The sequence below is a fragment of the Saccharopolyspora galaxeae genome (assembly GCF_016526145.1).
Lineage (GTDB): Bacteria > Actinomycetota > Actinomycetes > Mycobacteriales > Pseudonocardiaceae > Saccharopolyspora_C > Saccharopolyspora_C galaxeae.
Genome location: NZ_JADDUE010000013.1, coordinates 102,885 through 120,972, shown reverse-complemented (window position 1 = coordinate 120,972; position 18,088 = coordinate 102,885). Strand labels below are relative to the sequence as shown.

Genomic DNA, 18,088 nt, shown 5'->3' with positions numbered 1-18,088 from the left:
CGCTTGCTTTTTCCGGCATCACCGAGCGGTAGCGTTGAATGCTGTTTAAATGTGGTGAATTGTGCTCCTTTTGGGGGTATCAAGGAAAGGTCTGGACCGAGCAGACTCTCGGAATCGATAACGAGAGGATGGCCGCCTTCCGAGGCGGTCCTGTTGTCCCCCTGGAGGTCCCCCACCATGGTTTCTCGCCGGCGGTTTCTCGGCTACTCCGCTGCCGCCCTGAGCTCCCCGTTCTGGGCGCAGGCGATCAGCGCGCCGTTCGCTTCGGCGGCGCCGGAGAGCCTGAAGTTCGTGCTGAAGAACGACTCCGGCGGTCCGGCGACCGCGTACATCGCCGGTTTCTCCGAGGCCGAGAACAAGGCCGTTTTCATCAAGCAGGACGGCACCCCGTTGTTCCCGGAGGCCGGCGGCACCGAGCCGGAGCCGGTGGGCCCGGAAGCGGGCATCCCGGTGGACGGCACCGTCGAGGTCACCGTCCCGCGGATGTACGGTGCGCGGGTCTACTTCGCCCTCAACGACACGCTGGAATTCCAGGTCGTGAAGGGCGCCGACGGTGCGACCTCGGTGGTGCACCCGAACTTCGTCTCCAATGAAGACCCGAACTTCGGCAAGGACTGGACGTTCGCGGAGTTCACCCTCAACGGCGAGCAGCTCTACGCCAACATCAGCTACGTCGACTTCGTCGCCGCACCGATCGGGCTGCACCTCAAGGCGCCCAGCGGCGACCAGGAAGTTCCGGGCATGCCCACCGGGGCGCTGGACAAGGTCGCCCAGGGCCTGCGCGACCAGGGCGAGAACTGGCCGAACCTGGTGCAGGAGGCCGACGGCAGGGTCGTGCGGGTGCTCAACCCGAACCACCGCGCGGCCGACTTCGAGGGGTACCTGGAGCCCTACGTCGACGAGGCGTACTCCAAGTACGCGGGTGAGTCGCTGTTCATCGACACCCAGCGCGAGGACATCGGCATCCTGGAAGGCAAGGTCGAGGGCGAGGAGCTGGTGTTCGGCGCCGAGCGGTTCGCCAAGCCGTCCTCAGTGGACATCTGGGGCTGCAACAGCGGCCCGTTCGCGAACAACCCGGACAGCGACTCGCAGGAACGGCTGGCGATCGTGCCGCGGCTGGCGGCGGCGTTCAACCGCACCACGCTGCTGATCAACCCGAACCAGCCGCACGAGGAGGACCCGGCGACCTTCTACAAGAACGACATCACCAACCACTACGCGCGCGTGGTGCACGAGAACCTGCCCGACGGCAAGGGCTACGCGTTCGCCTACGACGACGTGAGCTCGAACGCCGGCGAGGACCACAGCGGCAAGGTCAACGCGGGTGACCCCGAGGTGTTCACGCTAACCCTCGGCGCCATGCGCTGAGGCCGGTTCCGACGCACGGCGACCGATCCACGCGAGGTGTGGGTCGGTCGCCGTTGTGCCGCTCACTGTCCTGTTTGGATACGGAACCGCCCGCCGACCGTCCGGAAGACGAGCAGCAGTAGGCGACGTCCGACTTCCATCCTGCGGTGCGCTCAGGGCAGCGGTTGCGCGCTTTCGCGGCCGGTCATCTCGGCCACGGCCGCTTGCACGCTGCCGAAGGTCGGCACCACCCGGTGCCATCCGGCGGCCCGAAGAGCTCGTTCCACGCACACCGGACCGTCCACGATGCATACCGTCATCGAGCGGCCGTCGGCGACCCGGCGCGCGTGGGCCAGCAGCTCCAGCCCGGCCACGCCCAGGAATCGCAATCCGGAAAGATCGAGGATGACGGTCTCGGCCCTCGAGGACAGCCGGGGCGCAAGAAGTTCGTGCAGGCGCGGGGCGGTGGTGGTGTCCAGCTCACCGGCGATGCCGATTACGATCGAGTTGCTGCTCGGGCGCCCCACCCGCAACGCCAGGCCGTTTCCTGCACTCGTGTCGGCCGATTGGGCCGGTTCGGTGGGACCGCGCTGCGGCGTATCCGGCGCACCGGGAGCGACGGTGGTCATGACTACCTCCTCGATGGCGAGGCAGCCAGCGAAGGGATCAACAGGTCCCGCACGACATCCCTGTCCCGCCTGCTTGCGCGCAGCCGCGGGACAACAACCCCGGACAAGGAACCGACGCGAACACTCCATCAGACTGTCACGTTCGGTAAGGCTTCGATTCAGGGCTGTCGGCTCAACCACGACTACCGTACAAGGCCGAGCCTGGCGCGGTGAACAGCCAGGACGTCACACGGTGCGCGCCGCAGCGCCGGTCGTAGCGACTCCTCAGCAGGGTTTGTCGGGGCGTGCGCCCAGGGCATCCCGGTGGCGCCGAGCGGAGGTCGAGCAGCGAGCCTGCGCCAGATCGATGTGCAGTGGTTTCCGCGGCCGGACCGGCGCGCGGCGCCTCGACCAGCCTTGGTGGCGGTAATGAGTACGAACGACGACGAACCGGACATGTTCCAACCCTGCGACGAATGGCAGGCGCTCATCGCGGGCGCGCACGCCGCCGGGCAGTCGGCGGCCCGTCAGCTGGCCCTGCGGTCGTCGGCCCGGCACACCGGCCGCAGCGGCAGCATCGCGGTGCACGTCGAGCCGCTCGCTTCGCCGGTGGCGGCCTGGCTGCACAGCACCGGGCGGGCCGCGATCACCGAGTCCCGCACCGGCGTGCTGGTGCCGATCACGGTTACGGCGGCCGACCTGGCGCCTGCCGGGGACGCTGCGGAAAAGGCGCACTCCTTGCTGGTCGCCGATGCCTACGCGGTCGCCTTCAGCGCCGTGCTTGCCGACGATGCCGGTGTGGCCACCGAGATCCGGATCGGGCCGCACGCCGTGGCGCTACCACCGCAGCGGTCCGTCGGGGCAGCACCGGTTCCGGCACTGGGAATCGGTTCGGGAGCGGGAACCGGTTCGGCAGCGGACTAGCAGCGGCCGACCCGACATGGCGCGCACAAGTCTACAGAGGAATCTGTGCCGCCTCGGTCCACTGTAGATAGAAGAACGTGATCGGCGCATCGGGTTCTTCGCAGAACTCGCGTGCTGCTTCCCCGTCCGCGGCGATCAGCGGGCAGGCAGCAGCGGGCCGCTGTGGGCATCGTGCAGCCGGACCTGGCTCGCGCCGGTAGGCAGCTGAGCCAGCCACACCTCGCCGGTGTCCGGCAGCAGCGCGGTCCGGACGTGCCGGAATCCCAGGCGCAGATAGTACCGCTGGAGCGCCCGGTGGTCGGCCCAGGTGTCGCCGCGGATCCACGCCAGTTCTTCGCGCGCGCCGCGGTCCGCCATCCAATCCAGCAGCAACCGGCCCAGACCTGTTGCGCCGTAACGGCGTTTGACGACGAACCGGTCGGCGTAGACGGACTTCTCGCGGCGCTCGTGGTCGAACCAGAGATCCGGGTGCCCCTCGCCGCTGACGCGGATGCCGGCCGCCACCTCCGTTCCGGCGACTACCACGTAAAGACCTCCGGCCTCGTGGTCGGCTTCGGTCGCCGATGCGACGTCCCAGTGGGACCAGTCGTCGAATCCCCGCCGCTGCAGGCGGTGTGCGCCGTCCTGACGCAGTTCGACCAGGCCGCGCAGATGGTGGGGCGCAGATTTGCAAACGGTCAGTGAATCCCGAGAATATGACATGTCGCCCAACATTTTCGTTTCGAGCCGCAAGTGCAGGTGGCCGGCGCCGGACGCGTCAGCAGTGCTTTTCGCCGCTGTCTCCGGCCGCTGGAATGAATTTCCGGTGCAGAATACTTCGCCGGTCCGCAAGCGCGTGTACGTCCGTGCGGGTGAATTGCGCCGCCGGCCTCTCCCGGTGCGATGTCCAGCGATGGACACTTCCGGTATTGCGGAAGACCTGGCGCGGAGGGGTGCGACGGTTTGGTCCATCGAATGGCGATGACTGTTTGCGCACGCGGTCTGCTGGTGGAATCCGGAAACTGCCTATTGATAGAGAACCGCAACCGCGAGTTCGGGACCTGGTACGTGCTCCCGGGCGGCAAGCAGCGGCGGGGCGAACGACTGGACGAGGCCGCACGGCGGGAGTTCCGCGAGGAGACCGGGCTGCCGATCGTCGTGGGTCCGTTGTGGCACGTTTGGGAGTTCCTGCCCGAGCGCCACTCCCACCTCCGCAACAAGCGCCCTGATCAGCAGCTGCACGCCATCTTCCTGGTCGCGCGGCAGGAGGCCCGGGCCGCTGCTCCCACGCCCGAACGACCGGACACCGACCAGCGATCCCTGGCGTGGCTCCCGGTGGCCGATCTCGACCCCGATTCGCTCTATCCCAGCGGTCTCGCCGACCACCTGCGCGAACACGTGCCGATGCGCGCCGCGGACGCCGTGTACCTGGGTGACCTCCACTGACCCCACCTGCGGACGTCGCCGAGCCGGCAGGCTCGAACCAACCACCGCCGAGGAGGCACGAATGAGCACCAGCCCTGATCCGCACGCCGCCCAGCTCGTCCTGTTCAGCGGCGGCCGGGACAGCACCTTGGTCGCCGCATCGCTCATGCTGCAGGGCATCCCCGTGCACCTGTTCAACGTCACCAGCGGGCACCCGGGTACCGCGCTGTTCCAACTCCGCGTCGACGAGCTGCGCGGGCGCTTCGGTGACCTCGTGCGCGAGGTCGCCGTCGAGGACATCAGCGGAAGCCTGCGCAGCATCGCGCTGGCCAACCTCGAAGACGACATCCTCACCCATCGCAAGAACCTGATCCTGCTCGGCGACAAGCTCGCGATGTACGTGCACGCCGTGGATTACTGCAGGCGCAACGACATCACGGTGATGAACGACGGGATCGCCCGCTACCAGCAGGATCTCGCCGAGCAGCGGGACGTGGCGCGGGTCTTCTTCGAGAACTTCACCGCTTCCTACGGGATGACCGGCTACAGTCCGATCTACGAGTACGCCAGCTCGGAGGACCTGGTCAAATACCGGCTGATGCAGCTGGGCCTGACCACGAAATCATTGGAGGAGAACGCCATGTTCGGCGATAGCTTCAGCTCTCCCTCCGACGACGTCGTGCTGGCCTACCTCAAGGAGAAGGAACCGCTGGCGCGGGAGATCGTCGAGTTCCTCGCCGGACGGCACCTGCCTGCCGCCGCCCTGCACGGTTGCTGAGGCTCGCGAGCTGATCGAGCTTCCGGCTGTCCGCAACGGACGGTCACCGGCAGGAAAAACCGATCCAGAGGGGGAAATCCGTGCGGGACTTCGCGGAGAGCAGCCGCCGCGAGCAAGCGGCGGCGTTCGACACCATCGGCGATGCCTACGACGCGGCCTTCGGGCAGCGGGAGGCGCAGCTGGCCGCAGGGGAGTGGCTGGCGGGCGCATTACCGCAGCGGGCGCGGGTGCTGGACCTCGGCTGCGGTACCGGGCTTCCCACGGCGGCTCAGCTCGTGGACGCCGGCTTCGACGTCACGGGAGTCGACATCTCCGCGGAGATGTTGCGGCTGGCCCGCGGCAACGTTCCCGAAGCCGACCTGCATCGGCGGGACATGCTGACGCTGCGACCGGACGGTGCGGACGGGCTGGGCCGGTTCGACGCGGCGACCGCCTTCTTCTCGCTGCTGATGCTCTCGCGCGCGGAGATCGCCGAAATGCTGGCCACCTTGGGCCGCCTGCTCGTCCCCGGCGGGCTGCTGGCGCTGTCCATGGTCGAGATGGATCAGGACTACCAGCAGGCTTCGTTCCTCGGCAGCGAAATCCGCGTCTCGGGCTACCCGCGGCAGGAGCTGAGCCGGATGCTCGAGCCAGCGGGGTTCACCATCCTCGAAGACCACGTGGTCGCCTACCAGCCCACCGACACGAGCACCGGGGCCGAGCCGGAGATGCAGCACTATCTGCGTTGCAGGCGCGACTAGGACGTGTTCGTGATCTCTCCAACCGTCGACCTTCCCAGCGGGGCGCGGTCGGCGGAACAGGCGCGGTGGCGCGGAAATCCGTTCGGCCGAGCGAGATGCGCTGCCGATCTTCGTCCTGCAGGCCCTAGCCGCAGGAGGACTCCTGAACCGCTTCCTCGCGCGCGGCTTCCGGTTTCCGCGCCCGCCGCCTGGCCGCGGCGCGCGATCCGCCGAGCGCGGTGACCCACACCGTGACCAGGACCGCCGCGCATCCCGCGAGCTGCGTCGCGGTCGGGACCTCGTCCAGCACGACGGCTCCGAGCAGCGCCGCGCCGATCGGCTGCAACAGCAGCAGGGTCGACGACAGCGCCGGAGCGAGCCGCGGCAGGCCGTAGCCGACGAGCAGCCAGCCGATCGCCTGGCCGAACAGGGCGACCAGCGCGAGGCACAACCACGACTCCGGGCCGAGGTCGAACGCGATCCCGGAGGTGGCGGTGCCGACGACACCGGACATCACCGCCGCCGCTGCCGTCGCCAGGAAGACGGGAGTCGCGAAGTGCCGAGGTGCCCGCACCCCGCAGCGCTGGCCGAAGTAGAGGTAACCGGAGTAGGCGAGCGCGGCCGCCAGCGACAGCAGCGTGCCGCGCACCGCGTTGCCACCCGCAGGCCCGGGCCCGACGACGCCGCCCGCCAGCGCCACCCCCACCAGCAGGATCGGGATCGCCGCGACGAACCGCCGTGCCGGCCGCACCCCGGCGACCGCCCACATGACCAGGGGGAACAGCACCACCTGCATGTTGACCAGCACGGTGGCGATGCCCGCACCGACATCGGCGATGCTCACGTTCCACATCAGGTAGTCGATCCCGAGGAACGACCCGCCCAGCAGCGCCATGCCCACGACGGGCAGCTCCGGGAACCCGTGCCGCAGGACATCGCGGAGCACGAACGGAGCGAGCGGGATCAGCGCGAGCGCGCACCGGTAGAACGCGGCGGTCGGCGCCGAGACGTCGGCGAGCGTGATCAGCACCGCCGACACCGACAGCGACGCGGCTCCGAGCGCGACCCACAACGCGGGAACGCGGTTCGGGCTTGCGGCAGACGTCTTCCCCTCGTGCACAGTCACGCTTCCACCCTGACGACGCAGTCAGCGCAGCACAACTTAGTCTTTGTGCCGGTATTCGATTAGTTTGGGTTACATGTTGAACTGGGAGCGGCTCCGCGTCCTGGCCGCGATCGCCGAGCACGGCTCGATCGGAGCGGCCGCGGCGACCCTGCACGTCACCGGTCCCGCCGTCACGCAGCAGATCCGCAAGCTGGAGCGCGAGACCCGATCCGTGCTGCTCGAACCGGACGGCCGCGGCGTGCGGCTGACCGCGGCCGGTCACCTCGCGGCCGAGGCGGCGCAGCGCGTCGCGCGCACCGTCAGCGAGACCGAGCACTCGCTGGCCACGTTGCACGGCCGCGTGGTGGGTCCGTTGCGGATCGGAGCCATCAACAGCACGTTCGGCCTGCTGCTCGGCCCGGCGTTGCGGCTGGTCGCCGAGCGGCACCCGGAACTGGCGCCGAGCGCGCGCAGCGGCGAGGCGGTCGACATGGTCCCGCTGCTGCGCAGCCGCGAGCTCGACGTCGTGCTCGTGGAGAACTGGTCCACGCTGCAAGTGCGGGTGCCGCCGCGCGTCCGGATGGAGCCGCTCGTGGTGCACGACGTGCACTTGGCCGTGAGCGCGCAGCACCCCTTGGCCGATTGCGAGACAGTCGCCCTCGATCAGCTGCACGACGAGGTGTGGACGGCGTGCAGACCCGGCACCGACCACCACGACGCGCAGAACCAAGCCATGCGGCGCTGCGGCATCGAACCGGAGGTCAGGTTCGTCGTGGACGACTTCCAGACGCAGATGACGCTGGTCGCGGGCGGGCTGGCCGTCACGCTGGTACCGCGGCCCGCGGTGGAGGGCTATCCCGGTGTGCGCCTCGTTCCGGTCACCCCGGCGCTGACCCGCACCATCGCGTTCGCCACGCGGGAAGGCGCCGTCCCGCCGGGAGTGGGAGCGCTGGCGGCCGCGCTGCACGAGGTCGCCGAGGAGGTTCCCGGGCGGCGTCCGTGATGCGCCGAAGGGTTCTCCATGGCAGAACAACCTGTTCCGGCAGGGCGTAGCGGACGCACGATGGAGGTTGTCAGCCCGCGGGCCCGGCGCCGTCCACCTTGGACGGCGGGGAGTCCGATGCGCGGAGGAGCCAGTTCAGTGCAGTTCTACCTCAACGGCTACAAGCCCGGGGATCCGTTCGTCGCGGAACCCCACCCGGCGCTGTCCGAACGTCCGGCGGGCCTGCCGGACACGGCCGACGTCGTGATCATCGGTGCCGGCCCGGCCGGGCTGCTGCTGGCGGCCCAGCTCGCCGAGTTCCCCGAGATCCACACCGTGCTCGTCGACCGGCGGGACGGGCCGCTCGAGGTCGGCCAGGCCGACGGCGTCGCGTGCCGCACGGTGGAGATCTTCGAGGCGTTCGGGTTGGCCGACCGGCTCATCCACGAGGGCTACCAGGTCAACGAGGTGACCTTCTGGCGGCCCGATCCGGCCGACGGCGCATCGATCACGCGCACCGGGCGGGTCGAAGACGTCGAGGACGACCTCTCCGAGATGCCGCACATGATCGTCAACCAGGCGCGGATGCTGACCTACCTGCGCGAGCACATGCGCCGCAGCGCCACCCGCGCCGAGCCGTTCCACGGCCTGCACGCCGGCGACGTGCAGGTCGACGCCTCCGCCGAGCACCCGGTCGCGGTCACGCTGCAGCACGTCGAAGGCGCCGAACCGACCGGCGAGACCTCGACGATCAACGCCCGCTACGTCGTCGGTTGCGACGGTTCGCGCAGCGCCACCAGGCAGGCCATCGGCCGCAGCCTCGAAGGCGATGCGACGAACCAGGTTTGGGGCGTGCTGGACGTTCTCGCCGTCACCGATTTCCCGGACATCCGGCTGAAATCCGTGATCAACTCGCGGGAGGGCGGCATCCTGGTCATCCCGCGCGAAGGCGGCCACCTCGTGCGGCTCTACATCGAGCTGGACAACGACCGCGACGCCGAGATGCTGCGAAATCGCAGTGTGACGCCGGAAAAGCTCGCCGCGGTGGCGAATCGGATCCTGCACCCGTACACCCTCGACGTGCAGCACGTGGGTTGGTGGGCGGTCTACGAGGTCGGACAGCGCCTCTGCGACCGCTTCGACGACGTCCCCGACGAGGCGGACGACGACAGGCTGCCCCGGGTTTTCATCGCGGGCGACGCCTGCCACACGCACAGCGCGAAGGCCGGGCAGGGCATGAACGTCTCGATGGCCGACGCCTGGAACCTCGGGTGGAAACTCGCGACCGTGCTGCGCGGGACCTCGCGCCCCGAGGTGTTGCGCACCTACTCCGAGGAGCGCCAACAGGTCGCGCAGGAACTCATCGATTTCGACCGCGAGTTCGCCGCGCTGTTCAGCGCCCGGCCGGACGGGCAGGACGCCGATCCGGCGCGGTTCCAGCGCTACTTCCGCGAGCAGGGCCGGTTCACCGCCGGGGTCGCGGTGCGCTACGAGCCGTCCGTGCTCACCGCGCTACCCGCTCATCAGGACTTGGCCGACGGCTTCCGGATCGGGACGCGGTTGCATTCCGCGCCGGTCGTGCGGCTGGCGGACGCGAAGCCGATGCACCTCGGCCACGCGGCCCGCGCGGACGGCGCCTGGCGCGCCTACGTGTTCGCGGATCGCGCGCACCCGGGCGGGTCCGGCTCCCGATTCCGCGCCCTGACCGGGTTTCTGGCCGCGGAGAACTCGCCGATCGCCCGGTTCACCCCGCCCGGCGCCGAGCCCGACTCGGTGATCGACGTCCGGGCGGTGCTCCAACAGGGGCATCGCGATGTCACCGTGGCGGACCTGCCGCCGGTCCTGCTGCCGCGGAAGGGGCCGTTCGGGCTCGTCGACTACGAGAAGGTCTTCTGCCCCGATCCGGCTGCCGACATCTTCGAGCTGCGCGGCGTGGACCGGGAACGCGGGGCCGTCGTGCTCGTCCGGCCGGACCAGTACGTCGCGAACGTGCTGCCGCTCGACGCGCACCAAGAACTGGTCGAGTTCCTCCGCGGATCACTGGTCGAGGCCGGACGCAGCACCTGATTTCCGCTCGTGCGGCGCGGTTTTCCGGGTTTTCCCGGAGCGGTGCCGCTAGCTTGCGGCGAGTTCCTGAGCAACCGGCACCGCGCACTGCCGCTACTCGGCGAGCGCTTCCTCCGCCGCAGGCACCGCTCGCGCCCGGTCCGCCTCGACCAGCCCGATCCGGGTCCGCCGGTCGAGGAGGTCCGCGGCGTCGAGCGCGCCCTCGTGCCGCACGGCGTAGCGCAGTTCGGCGGGCGTGACGTCGAGCCCGTCGACGGGTTCGAGCAACCGCGCGTCACCTTCCGCCTCCGCGACGACCGCAGGCGCTTCCGTGCCGTAGCGGGCGATCAACCGCGGCGAAGCGTCCACTCTGGACAGACCTGCGGGCGTCGCCGCGCCGATGAGCGGCAGGTTCCGGGTGCGGCACGGCCGAGCGGGCAGCTGCGCGGCGTCGACGGCGTCCTGCGCCATCTTCCGGTAGGTCGTCAGCTTGCCGCCCACCACGCTGATCGTCCCGTTCGACCCGGTCAGCACCGCGTGGTCGCGGGAGAGGTCCGAGCTCTCGCCCTCGCCGCCGCTGTCCAGCAGCGGACGCAGCCCGGAGTAGGTGCCCAGCACGTCGGTTTCGCGGATCGGCCGGGCCAGCGCGGAGTTGATCGTGTCGAGCAGGAACTCGACCTCGTGCGGGGAGGAGCTGGGAACGTCCGGGATCGGACCGTTCTGCTCCTCGTCGGTGAGCCCGACGTAGACCCTGCCGGAACCGGCGGGCAGGGCGAACACGAAGCGGTTCGTGGTCCCGGGCACCGGCACCGTCAGCCCCGCGTCCAGGCCGCCGAACGCCGAGTCGGGCACCACGAGGTGGGTACCCCTGCTCGGGCGCAATCGCAGCTCGGGCGCGACCTCGCCGGTCCACACGCCGGCCGCGTTGATCACCGCGCGCGCCTTGAGCTGCGTCGTCTCGCCGGTGCGCCGATCGCGCAGCACCGCACCGTCACCGGTGACCTGCTCGGCTGCGCAGCGGGTGAGCACCCGCGCACCGTAGGCCGCTGCGGTGCGCGCGAGCCCGACGACCAGCCGGGCGTCGTCGCAGAGCTGCCCGTCCCAGGACAGCAGCCCGCCCCGCAGCCGGTCGGGCCGGACGGTGGGCACCATCCGCCGCACCTCGGCTCCGGACGCGCGCCGCGGCGCGGGCAGCGTCGCGCTCGACGTGCCGGAGCCGCGGCGGAGCAGATCGCCCGCCAGGAACCCGAGCCCGGTGAGCGCCGCCTGCTTCGCCGCGACACCGGGAATCAGCGGTACGAGCTGCGGCAGCGCACGCACCAGGTGCGGCGCGGTGCGCTCCATCAGGATCCGCCGCTCGACGGCGCTTTCGTAGGCGATCCCGACGTTGCCGGAAGCCAAGTACCGCAGGCCGCCGTGCACCAGCTTCGAGCTCCACCGGCTGGTGCCGAAGGCCAGGTCGTGCTTCTCGGCCAGCGCCACGCTCAGGCCGCGGGACGCCGCGTCGAGCGCGACGCCCGCGCCGGTCGCACCGCCTCCGACGACCAGCACGTCGACCGAGCCCTGCTCGGCCAGCTCGGCCAGGTCGCGGGCGCGGCGGTGGGCGTTCAACGAGGACATCCGGAACTCACTCCTCGGGACGAAGGTAGGACTCCAGCAAGGCGCGCAACTGGGCGTCGAGACGTTCGGGGGGCAGCGGGTCGGCCACGATGCGGGCCGAGAGCACCGCGGACTGGATCACCAGCAGGACCATGGCGGCGAGTTCGTCCGGGTCGCCGTCCCGGATCGTGCCGTCCTGCTGGCCCTGCCGGATCGCCGAGGTCAGCAGCTCGAGGATGCGGTGCTGGCTGGCCCCGAGCCGGTCGAAGACGTAGGTGATCAGCAGCTCGGGATCGGTTTCCAGGATCTTGCGGAACAGCGGGTGGGTGCGCGCCGCGGCGGTGGTCCGCACGATCCGGTCGATGCCGAGAGCACGCTCGCCGTCGGTGCCCTCGGCAGGCAGCAGGGCGACGAGTTCCCGGGTGAGCAGATCGGCGGTCAGCGTCCGCACATCGGCCCAGCGCCGGTACACCGTCGGGCGGCTCACCCCCGCCCTGCGGGCGACTTCGGCCAGCGTGGTGCGGCGCATGCCGACCGCGAGGACGGTCTGGGCCGCGGCGTCCAGGATGGCCCGGTCGTTGGTGGCCCAGTCCTTGGCGACCCAGTCCTTGGCGTCCCCGTCGTCGACGCCGTCGTTACGATTTGACGTCATGTGTAAAACTGTAACGCATGACGAAACCCGAGCACCGCACCCCGGACTCCGTCTGGAACGCCTGGGGCACCGCCGATGCCGCCAGCCCCCTGTCCGCCGACGTGCGCACCTTGGTCGAGCAGGGCCTCGGGATCACGCATCGCGACACGCAGTCCGTGGACCGCGCGGACATCAGCCTGCGGCCCTGCGCGCTGCCTGCTGAAGCCCGCGGCGCGCTGGCGGAGATCGTGGGCGCGGACCGGGTCCGCACCGACGACGACACCCGGCTGCTGCACGCGGGCGGCAAGAGCACACCGGATCTGCTGCGGCGGCGCGCCGGGGACTTGGAGTCCGTCCCCGACGCGATCCTGTTCCCCGGCACGCACGACGAGGTCTGCGCGGTCCTGGAAACCTGCGCCGCGCAGCGGGTCGCGGTGATCCCGTTCGGCGGCGGGACGAGCGTGGTCGGTGGTCTCGAGCCGGACGGCGGCGGCTTCGGCTCGGTCGTCGCGCTGGACCTGCGCCACCTCGACGAGCTCGTCGAGCTCGACACCGAGTCGCAGACGGCCACGTTGCAGGCCGGGCTGCGGGGCCCGGAAGCCGAGGAGCTGCTCGGCGCGCAGGGCTACACGCTGGGCCATTTCCCGCAGAGCTTCGAGCACGCCAGCATCGGCGGCTTCGCGGCCACCCGCTCGTCCGGCCAGGCTTCCGCGGGTTACGGCCGGTTCGACGGCATGGTGGTGCGGCTGCGGGTCGCGACACCGCGCGGCACGCTCGACCTCGGCCGCGCGCCCGCCTCGGCCGCGGGGCCGGACCTGCGGCAGCTGTTCCTCGGTTCGGAAGGGGCGTTCGGCACGATCACCGAGGTGACCGTGCGGGTGCGGCCGAAACCGCAGGAGGTCCGGTCCGAGGCCTGGTCGTTCCCGGACTTCGACACCGGCGCGCGGGCGCTGCGCACGCTGGCCCAGGAAGGCGCGCTGCCGACCGTCGCCCGGCTGTCCGACGAGACCGAGACGATGCTGAACCTCGCGCTGGCGCACGATGTCGGCGAGGGCAGCCCTTCCGGTGGGTGCCTGCTGGTGACCCGCCACGAAGGCGCCCAGCCCGGCGCGCACGAGCGGGCCGCGGAGCTGCTGGCGCGGGCCGGTGGCACGTCGCTGGGCCCGAAACCCGCCGAGGATTGGGCGCGCGGCCGCTACCACGGTCCGTACTTGCGGGATGCGCTGCTCGACGTCAACGCACTGGCGGAAACGCTGGAGACCGCGACCAGCTGGTCCAACCTCGGCGCCACCTATGCGGCCGTGCGCGACGCGCTGACCGAATCGCTGCAAGCCCAGGGCACGCCGCCGATGATCATGTGCCACGTCTCGCACGTGTACTCGACCGGTGCCTCGCTGTACTTCACGGTCGCCTGCGCGCGTGGAGAGGACCCGGTTGCCCAGTGGCGCCAGGCCAAACGCGCGGCGAGCGATGCCATGAGCGCCTCGTCGGCCACCATCACCCACCACCACGCGGTGGGGCTGGACCACCGGGAATGGATGGCCGACGAGGTCGGCGAACTCGGCCTGGAAGTGCTGCGTGCCGTGAAGTCCACTGTGGACCCATCCGGTGTGCTCAACCCCGGCAAGCTGATCCCGTGATCAGCGACGTCAGCCTGCTGGTCAATCCGAACTCCGGGCGATCCCGCGGTGCGGCCGCAGCACTGCGGGCACTGCGGTACCTGCGTGCCCGCGGGATTGCGGTGACCACGCTGATGGGCAAGGACGCGGCCGAGTCCGCGGCGCTGGCGCACCGGGCCGTCGCCGCGGGCACCGGCGCACTCGTGGCGTGCGGCGGTGACGGACTCGTCAACATCGCATTGCAGGCGGTGGCGGGAACTTCCACGCCGTTCGGAGTGATCCCGGCGGGAACCGGCAACGACCACGCGCGGATGCTGGGAATTCCGCGGCACGACCCCGTCGCCGCCGCCCGGGTGGTGGCGACCGGCGCGGTGCGCCCGATCGATCTGGGACGAGCCGGGGACCGCTGGTTCGGCACCGTTCTCGCGGGCGGTTTCGACGCCAAGGTCACCGAACGCACCAACCGGCTGCGGTGGCCGCGCGGCAAGCTGCGCTACAACCTCGCGGTGCTGATCGAACTCATCGCGCTGCGCCCCCGCGACTACGTGCTCGAACTGGACGACCGGCGGATGGCGGTGCCCGCGATGCTGGTGGCGGTCGGCAACGGTGCGACCTACGGCGGCGGGATGCGGATCTGCCCGCACGCGGACCAAACCGACGGCTTGCTCGACGTCACCGTCATCGAGCATCGGCGGCTCACCGAGCTCGTGCGCCTGCTGCCTGCGATCTACACCGGAGAACACGTCGAGCACCCGCAGGTGACGACTTATCGCGCCGTCCGCGTGCGAGTGTCCACTACGGACATCGTCGGTCACGCCGACGGTGAACCGTTCGCGCCGCTGCCGGTAACCTGCGAATGCGTGCCCGCGGCCGCCCGCGCGATCGTGCCGGTGCCGGAGTGAATTCGTTGCGCATGAACGGTTTCCGGCCAGGCGGTGCCGCACCGAGCTTGCCGGTGCGGCTTCACCCGGCCGCGTCCCGCAGGAATTCCTCGATGACTTCCGCGGTCCGCTCGGGAACCTCCTCGGCGGCGTAGTGGCCCGCGTCCGCGAACTCGATCAGGTCGAAGTGCGGGTACCACTGCCCGAACGTGGACCGGATCAGCTCGGCGTGCACGGCAGGATCGTTGCGGCCGATGAGCACCTTTACGGGCACCCGGGCGCCGTTGATCTCGGAGTGGAAGTCGGTGCTGGCCCAAGCTTCCAGATAAGCGGACACCGCCGGGACTTCGCTGTTGCGCACCGAGTGCTCGACCATGGCGTCCAGCTGCCGCGGTTCGAGCCTGCCGCCGGTGGTGAAGTCGATGATCTGGCGCCGCACCTCCGCGCTGTCCGCGGCCGAACGGAACAGTTCCCACGTGGCGTCGTCGAACGGTATGCCGCTCGCCGGAACCGGCGAGATGCCGAACATGGCGCGGACCCGCTCCGGCGCGTCGGCGTAGACCCGCTGCATCACGCTGCCACCCATGGAGTGGCCGAGCAGGCAGAAGCGTTCCAGCCCGAGCTCGTCGGCGAACTCCAGCACGTCCGCGGCCGCTTCCGCGATGGTGAAGCGGCCGGACGCACCGGCCCGTGAGCCGTACCCGCGGAAGTCCATGAAGTGGTAACCGAACTGCGAGTTCTCCAAGTGGGCCGCCAGCGGCTGCCACGCGGTCGCCGACCCGAACCACCCGTGCAGTCCGATGACGGCGCGCCCGTCGTTGCCGGAATCCTGAGACATTTCGTCCACGGCACCTCCATGTGCGTCCCGGTCCATACAATTGTTGCCGTGCGCACATCCGCTGGATAGGTGTTGAAGACATGCAGATCGATGAATCCAGCCCCAGCGAAAACGGCGGAACGGACGGCCGGACCGCCACCCAGTGCCCGTTCGCGCAGCCACCACCGGTGCCGCCGGAGGACGGCTGCTCCGCGCAGGCGCGCTCGTTCGACCCGTTCGGCGAGGACTACCAGCAGGACCCGCCGGGATCGCTGCGCTGGTCGCGCGCCGAAGAGCCGGTGTTCTACAGCCCTGTTCTGGGCTATTGGGTGGTCACCCGCTACGCGGACGTCAAGGCGATCTTCCAGGACAACATCCGGTTCTCCCCGTCGATCGCGCTGGAGAAGATCACGCCGGTCTCCGCGGAAGCCACCGAGGTGCTGCGCCGCCACGACTACGCCATGGCCCGCACGCTGGTGAACGAGGACGAACCGGCGCACATGCCGCGTCGCCGGGCGCTGATGGAGCCGTTCACCGCAGCCGCGCTGGCTCAGCAAGAGCCCGTGGTGCGCCGCCTGGTCCGCGAGCGCGTCGACCGCTTCATCGACACCGGCGAGGCGGACCTGGTCGACGAACTGCTCTACGAGGTTCCGCTGACGGTCGCGTTGCACTTTCTCGGCGTGCCCGAGGAGGACATGGACAAGCTCCGCGAGTACTCCGTGGCGCACACCGTCAACACCTGGGGACGGCCCACTCCCGAGCAGCAGGTCGCGGTGGCCGACACGGTCGGCAAGTTCTGGCAGTACGCGGGCGAGGTGCTGGAGAAGCTGCGCAAGGACCCGTCCGGACCGGGATGGATGCCCTACGCCATTCGGATGCAGCGGCGGCTGCCCGAGGTCATCACCGACTCCTACCTGCACTCGATCATGATGGCCGGGATCGTCGCCGCGCACGAGACCACCGCGCACGCCGCGGCGAACGCGTTCCGGCTGCTGCTGGAAAACCGCGGCGCGTGGCGGGAGATCTGCGCCGACCCCGCGCTCATCCCGAACACCGTGGAGGAATGCCTGCGCCATTCCGGTTCGGTCGCCGCCTGGCGCCGCATCACGACCGCGCGGACCCGGATCGGCGACGTGACCGTTCCCGAAGGCGCCAAGCTGCTGATCGTCAACTCCTCGGCCAACCACGACGAGCGGCACTTCCACGACCCCGACGAGGTGGACATCCGGCGGGAGAACGCGCGAGATCACCTCACCTTCGGCTACGGCAGCCACCAGTGCATGGGCAAGAACCTCGCCCGGATGGAACTGCAGATCTTCCTGGAGGAGATCACCACCCGGCTGCCGCACCTGGAACTCGTTCCCGATCAGCGGTTCCACTACCTGCCCAACACCTCCTTCCGCGGTCCGGAGCACGTCCGGGTGCGGTGGGATCCGCGAGACAACCCCGAGCGCGCGAATCCCGGCACGGCCCGCAATTCGCGGCCGGTGACGATCGGCGAACCGCCCCGGCGCACCATCACGCGGCCCGTCGAGGTGGAATCGATCGAGCAAGCCGCCGCGGGCATCGCGCGGATCACGCTCGTCGACACCAGGGCGGAACCGCTGCCTTCGTGGTCACCCGGCGCGCATGTGGACATCGAGCTGAACGGGATGTCCCGGCAGTACTCGTTGTGCGGCGATCCCGCGGACCGCACGCGGTACCAGATCGCGGTTTTCCGCGAACCCGGCGGCCGCGGAGGATCGGAGTACGTCCACGACCGGCTCCGCGTCGGCGACCAGCTGAACCTGCGCGGCCCCCGCAACAACTTCAAGCTCGAACCGGATGCCGGGCACTACGTGTTCATCGCGGGAGGCATCGGCATCACGCCGATCATCGCGATGGCCGATGCGGCGCTGCGCGCGGGCAGCGACTACGAAATCCACTACTGCGGCAGATCAGCCGGTGCCATGGTGCTGCTGGCCCGGCTCATCCGCGATCACGGGAATCGGCTCACCGTGCACTGCTCGGACCAGGGCGGGCGGTTGAACGTCGACGAACTGCTCGCCGATCCGCGCGAGGACACCCAGATCTACGCTTGCGGCCCGCAACGGCTGCTCGCCGCGCTCGAAACGGCGACCGCCCGTTGGCCGCAGAACGCTTTGCGCGTGGAGCGGTTCGAGGCCGATCGGGGTGCGCTCGATCCCGCCCACGAGCACGCCTTCGACGTCGAACTCGCGGAATCCGGCCGCACCGTCCGAGTGGCCGCCGATCGCTCGGTGCTCGCCGCGCTGCGCGAAGCCGATGTCGACGTACCCAGCGATTGCGAGCAGGGCTTGTGCGGCACCTGCGAGGTTTCGGTCCGCGACGGCGAGGTCGATCACCGCGACCACGTGCTCACCCGGACCGAACGCCGCCGCAACGACAAGATGATGACGTGCTGCTCACGGGCCCGCGGCGCGAAGCTGACCCTCGAACTGTGAGAGCTCGCGGCTTTCCAAGCCCCTCGCGGCGAGCACGACCAGCGGCCCGGTGTCGATGATCTCGGCCGGTTCAGTGCGGGTGTTCATCGCGCCGCTGCGCAGACCCGCGACCTACCGGGGCAGCCGGAGCACGGCTGTATACCGCGCTGCATTTCGGCATTGCATG

16 protein-coding genes are annotated in these 18,088 nt (G+C 70.1%); 10 read left to right on the top strand and 6 right to left on the bottom strand.

Going from position 1 to position 18,088, the window contains the following annotated elements; genetic code table 11:
* Positions 1 to 177: 177 nt before the first annotated feature.
* Positions 178 to 1,368 carry a beta-1,3-glucanase family protein gene (locus INP57_RS25535; protein WP_200072891.1) on the top strand — a complete coding sequence of 397 codons (1,191 nt, stop codon included), beginning with the start codon at positions 178 to 180 and terminating at the stop codon, positions 1,366 to 1,368.
* 152 nt (positions 1,369 to 1,520) lie between these two features.
* Here the strand turns inward: INP57_RS25535 and INP57_RS25530 are convergent, their stop codons facing one another.
* A complete protein-coding gene (locus tag INP57_RS25530) occupies positions 1,521 to 1,976 on the bottom strand; it encodes an STAS domain-containing protein (RefSeq protein WP_200072890.1) in 456 nt (151 codons plus the stop codon).
* A gap of 408 nt (positions 1,977 to 2,384) precedes the next feature.
* Here INP57_RS25530 and INP57_RS25525 point away from each other — a divergent pair, with 408 nt between their 5' ends.
* Positions 2,385 to 2,879 (top strand): hypothetical protein, encoded by a 495-nt coding sequence (locus INP57_RS25525; protein WP_200072889.1) that lies wholly within the window; start codon positions 2,385 to 2,387, stop codon positions 2,877 to 2,879.
* Between the two features lie 135 nt (positions 2,880 to 3,014).
* Here INP57_RS25525 and INP57_RS25520 read toward each other — a convergent pair whose 3' ends face one another.
* Positions 3,015 to 3,710, bottom strand: coding sequence for a GNAT family N-acetyltransferase (locus tag INP57_RS25520; RefSeq protein WP_200072888.1), 696 nt, complete (start codon positions 3,708 to 3,710; stop codon positions 3,015 to 3,017).
* A gap of 129 nt (positions 3,711 to 3,839) precedes the next feature.
* On the opposite strand from INP57_RS25520, the gene INP57_RS25515 reads away from it, so the two are divergent.
* The 3 genes from INP57_RS25515 (at position 3,840) to INP57_RS25505 (ending at position 5,801) form a co-directional block, all read left to right on the top strand.
* Positions 3,840 to 4,304 (top strand): NUDIX domain-containing protein, encoded by a 465-nt coding sequence (locus INP57_RS25515; protein ID WP_200072887.1) that lies wholly within the window; start codon positions 3,840 to 3,842, stop codon positions 4,302 to 4,304.
* A gap of 61 nt (positions 4,305 to 4,365) precedes the next feature.
* Positions 4,366 to 5,061 carry a hypothetical protein gene (locus INP57_RS25510; RefSeq protein ID WP_200072886.1) on the top strand — a complete coding sequence of 232 codons (696 nt, stop codon included), beginning with the start codon at positions 4,366 to 4,368 and terminating at the stop codon, positions 5,059 to 5,061.
* Between the two features lie 80 nt (positions 5,062 to 5,141).
* Positions 5,142 to 5,801 carry a class I SAM-dependent DNA methyltransferase gene (locus INP57_RS25505; protein WP_200072885.1) on the top strand — a complete coding sequence of 220 codons (660 nt, stop codon included), beginning with the start codon at positions 5,142 to 5,144 and terminating at the stop codon, positions 5,799 to 5,801.
* 124 nt (positions 5,802 to 5,925) lie between these two features.
* Here INP57_RS25505 and INP57_RS25500 read toward each other — a convergent pair whose 3' ends face one another.
* Positions 5,926 to 6,906 carry a DMT family transporter gene (locus INP57_RS25500; protein WP_200072884.1) on the bottom strand — a complete coding sequence of 327 codons (981 nt, stop codon included), beginning with the start codon at positions 6,904 to 6,906 and terminating at the stop codon, positions 5,926 to 5,928.
* Positions 6,907 to 6,979: 73 nt separating this feature from the next.
* On the opposite strand from INP57_RS25500, the gene INP57_RS25495 reads away from it, so the two are divergent.
* Together INP57_RS25495 and INP57_RS25490 are read left to right on the top strand one after the other, a co-directional pair.
* Positions 6,980 to 7,888 (top strand): LysR family transcriptional regulator, encoded by a 909-nt coding sequence (locus INP57_RS25495; RefSeq protein ID WP_200072883.1) that lies wholly within the window; start codon positions 6,980 to 6,982, stop codon positions 7,886 to 7,888.
* A gap of 138 nt (positions 7,889 to 8,026) precedes the next feature.
* Positions 8,027 to 9,934: an FAD-dependent monooxygenase gene (locus INP57_RS25490; protein WP_200072882.1), complete on the top strand. Its 1,908-nt coding sequence runs from the start codon at positions 8,027 to 8,029 to the stop codon at positions 9,932 to 9,934.
* Positions 9,935 to 10,027: 93 nt separating this feature from the next.
* Here the strand turns inward: INP57_RS25490 and INP57_RS25485 are convergent, their stop codons facing one another.
* Complete coding sequence (locus INP57_RS25485) at positions 10,028 to 11,533, bottom strand: glycerol-3-phosphate dehydrogenase/oxidase (RefSeq protein ID WP_200072881.1); 1,506 nt, start codon at positions 11,531 to 11,533, stop codon at positions 10,028 to 10,030.
* 7 nt (positions 11,534 to 11,540) lie between these two features.
* Positions 11,541 to 12,164 (bottom strand): TetR/AcrR family transcriptional regulator, encoded by a 624-nt coding sequence (locus tag INP57_RS25480; protein WP_200072880.1) that lies wholly within the window; start codon positions 12,162 to 12,164, stop codon positions 11,541 to 11,543.
* 17 nt (positions 12,165 to 12,181) lie between these two features.
* On the opposite strand from INP57_RS25480, the gene INP57_RS25475 reads away from it, so the two are divergent.
* The gene (locus INP57_RS25475; protein ID WP_200072879.1) at positions 12,182 to 13,783 is read left to right on the top strand and encodes an FAD-binding oxidoreductase; all 1,602 of its coding nucleotides are present in this window, start codon (positions 12,182 to 12,184) and stop codon (positions 13,781 to 13,783) included.
* Positions 13,780 to 14,664, top strand: a complete 885-nt coding sequence (locus tag INP57_RS25470; RefSeq protein ID WP_200072878.1) for a diacylglycerol kinase — start codon at positions 13,780 to 13,782, stop codon at positions 14,662 to 14,664. Before INP57_RS25475 ends, INP57_RS25470 begins: the two co-directional genes overlap by 4 nt.
* A 61-nt stretch (positions 14,665 to 14,725) precedes the next feature.
* On the opposite strand, the gene INP57_RS25465 is transcribed toward INP57_RS25470, so the two are convergent.
* Positions 14,726 to 15,481, bottom strand: a complete 756-nt coding sequence (locus tag INP57_RS25465; RefSeq protein WP_200072925.1) for an alpha/beta fold hydrolase — start codon at positions 15,479 to 15,481, stop codon at positions 14,726 to 14,728.
* Between the two features lie 80 nt (positions 15,482 to 15,561).
* Between INP57_RS25465 and INP57_RS25460 the strand changes: the two genes are divergently transcribed.
* Positions 15,562 to 17,922 (top strand): cytochrome P450/oxidoreductase, encoded by a 2,361-nt coding sequence (locus tag INP57_RS25460; RefSeq protein ID WP_200072877.1) that lies wholly within the window; start codon positions 15,562 to 15,564, stop codon positions 17,920 to 17,922.
* Positions 17,923 to 18,088: the final 166 nt, after the last annotated feature.

Coding starts and splice junctions, on each gene's coding strand:
- INP57_RS25535 (WP_200072891.1), top strand. CDS start 178: ATGGTTTCTCGCCGGCGGTTTCTCGGCTACTCCGCTGCCGCCCTGAGC.
- INP57_RS25530 (WP_200072890.1), bottom strand. CDS start 1,976: ATGACCACCGTCGCTCCCGGTGCGCCGGATACGCCGCAGCGCGGTCCC.
- INP57_RS25525 (WP_200072889.1), top strand. CDS start 2,385: ATGAGTACGAACGACGACGAACCGGACATGTTCCAACCCTGCGACGAA.
- INP57_RS25515 (WP_200072887.1), top strand. CDS start 3,840: ATGACTGTTTGCGCACGCGGTCTGCTGGTGGAATCCGGAAACTGCCTA.
- INP57_RS25510 (WP_200072886.1), top strand. CDS start 4,366: ATGAGCACCAGCCCTGATCCGCACGCCGCCCAGCTCGTCCTGTTCAGC.
- INP57_RS25495 (WP_200072883.1), top strand. CDS start 6,980: ATGTTGAACTGGGAGCGGCTCCGCGTCCTGGCCGCGATCGCCGAGCAC.
- INP57_RS25485 (WP_200072881.1), bottom strand. CDS start 11,533: ATGTCCTCGTTGAACGCCCACCGCCGCGCCCGCGACCTGGCCGAGCTG.
- INP57_RS25480 (WP_200072880.1), bottom strand. CDS start 12,164: ATGACGTCAAATCGTAACGACGGCGTCGACGACGGGGACGCCAAGGAC.
- INP57_RS25475 (WP_200072879.1), top strand. CDS start 12,182: ATGACGAAACCCGAGCACCGCACCCCGGACTCCGTCTGGAACGCCTGG.
- INP57_RS25465 (WP_200072925.1), bottom strand. CDS start 15,481: ATGTCTCAGGATTCCGGCAACGACGGGCGCGCCGTCATCGGACTGCAC.
- INP57_RS25460 (WP_200072877.1), top strand. CDS start 15,562: ATGCAGATCGATGAATCCAGCCCCAGCGAAAACGGCGGAACGGACGGC.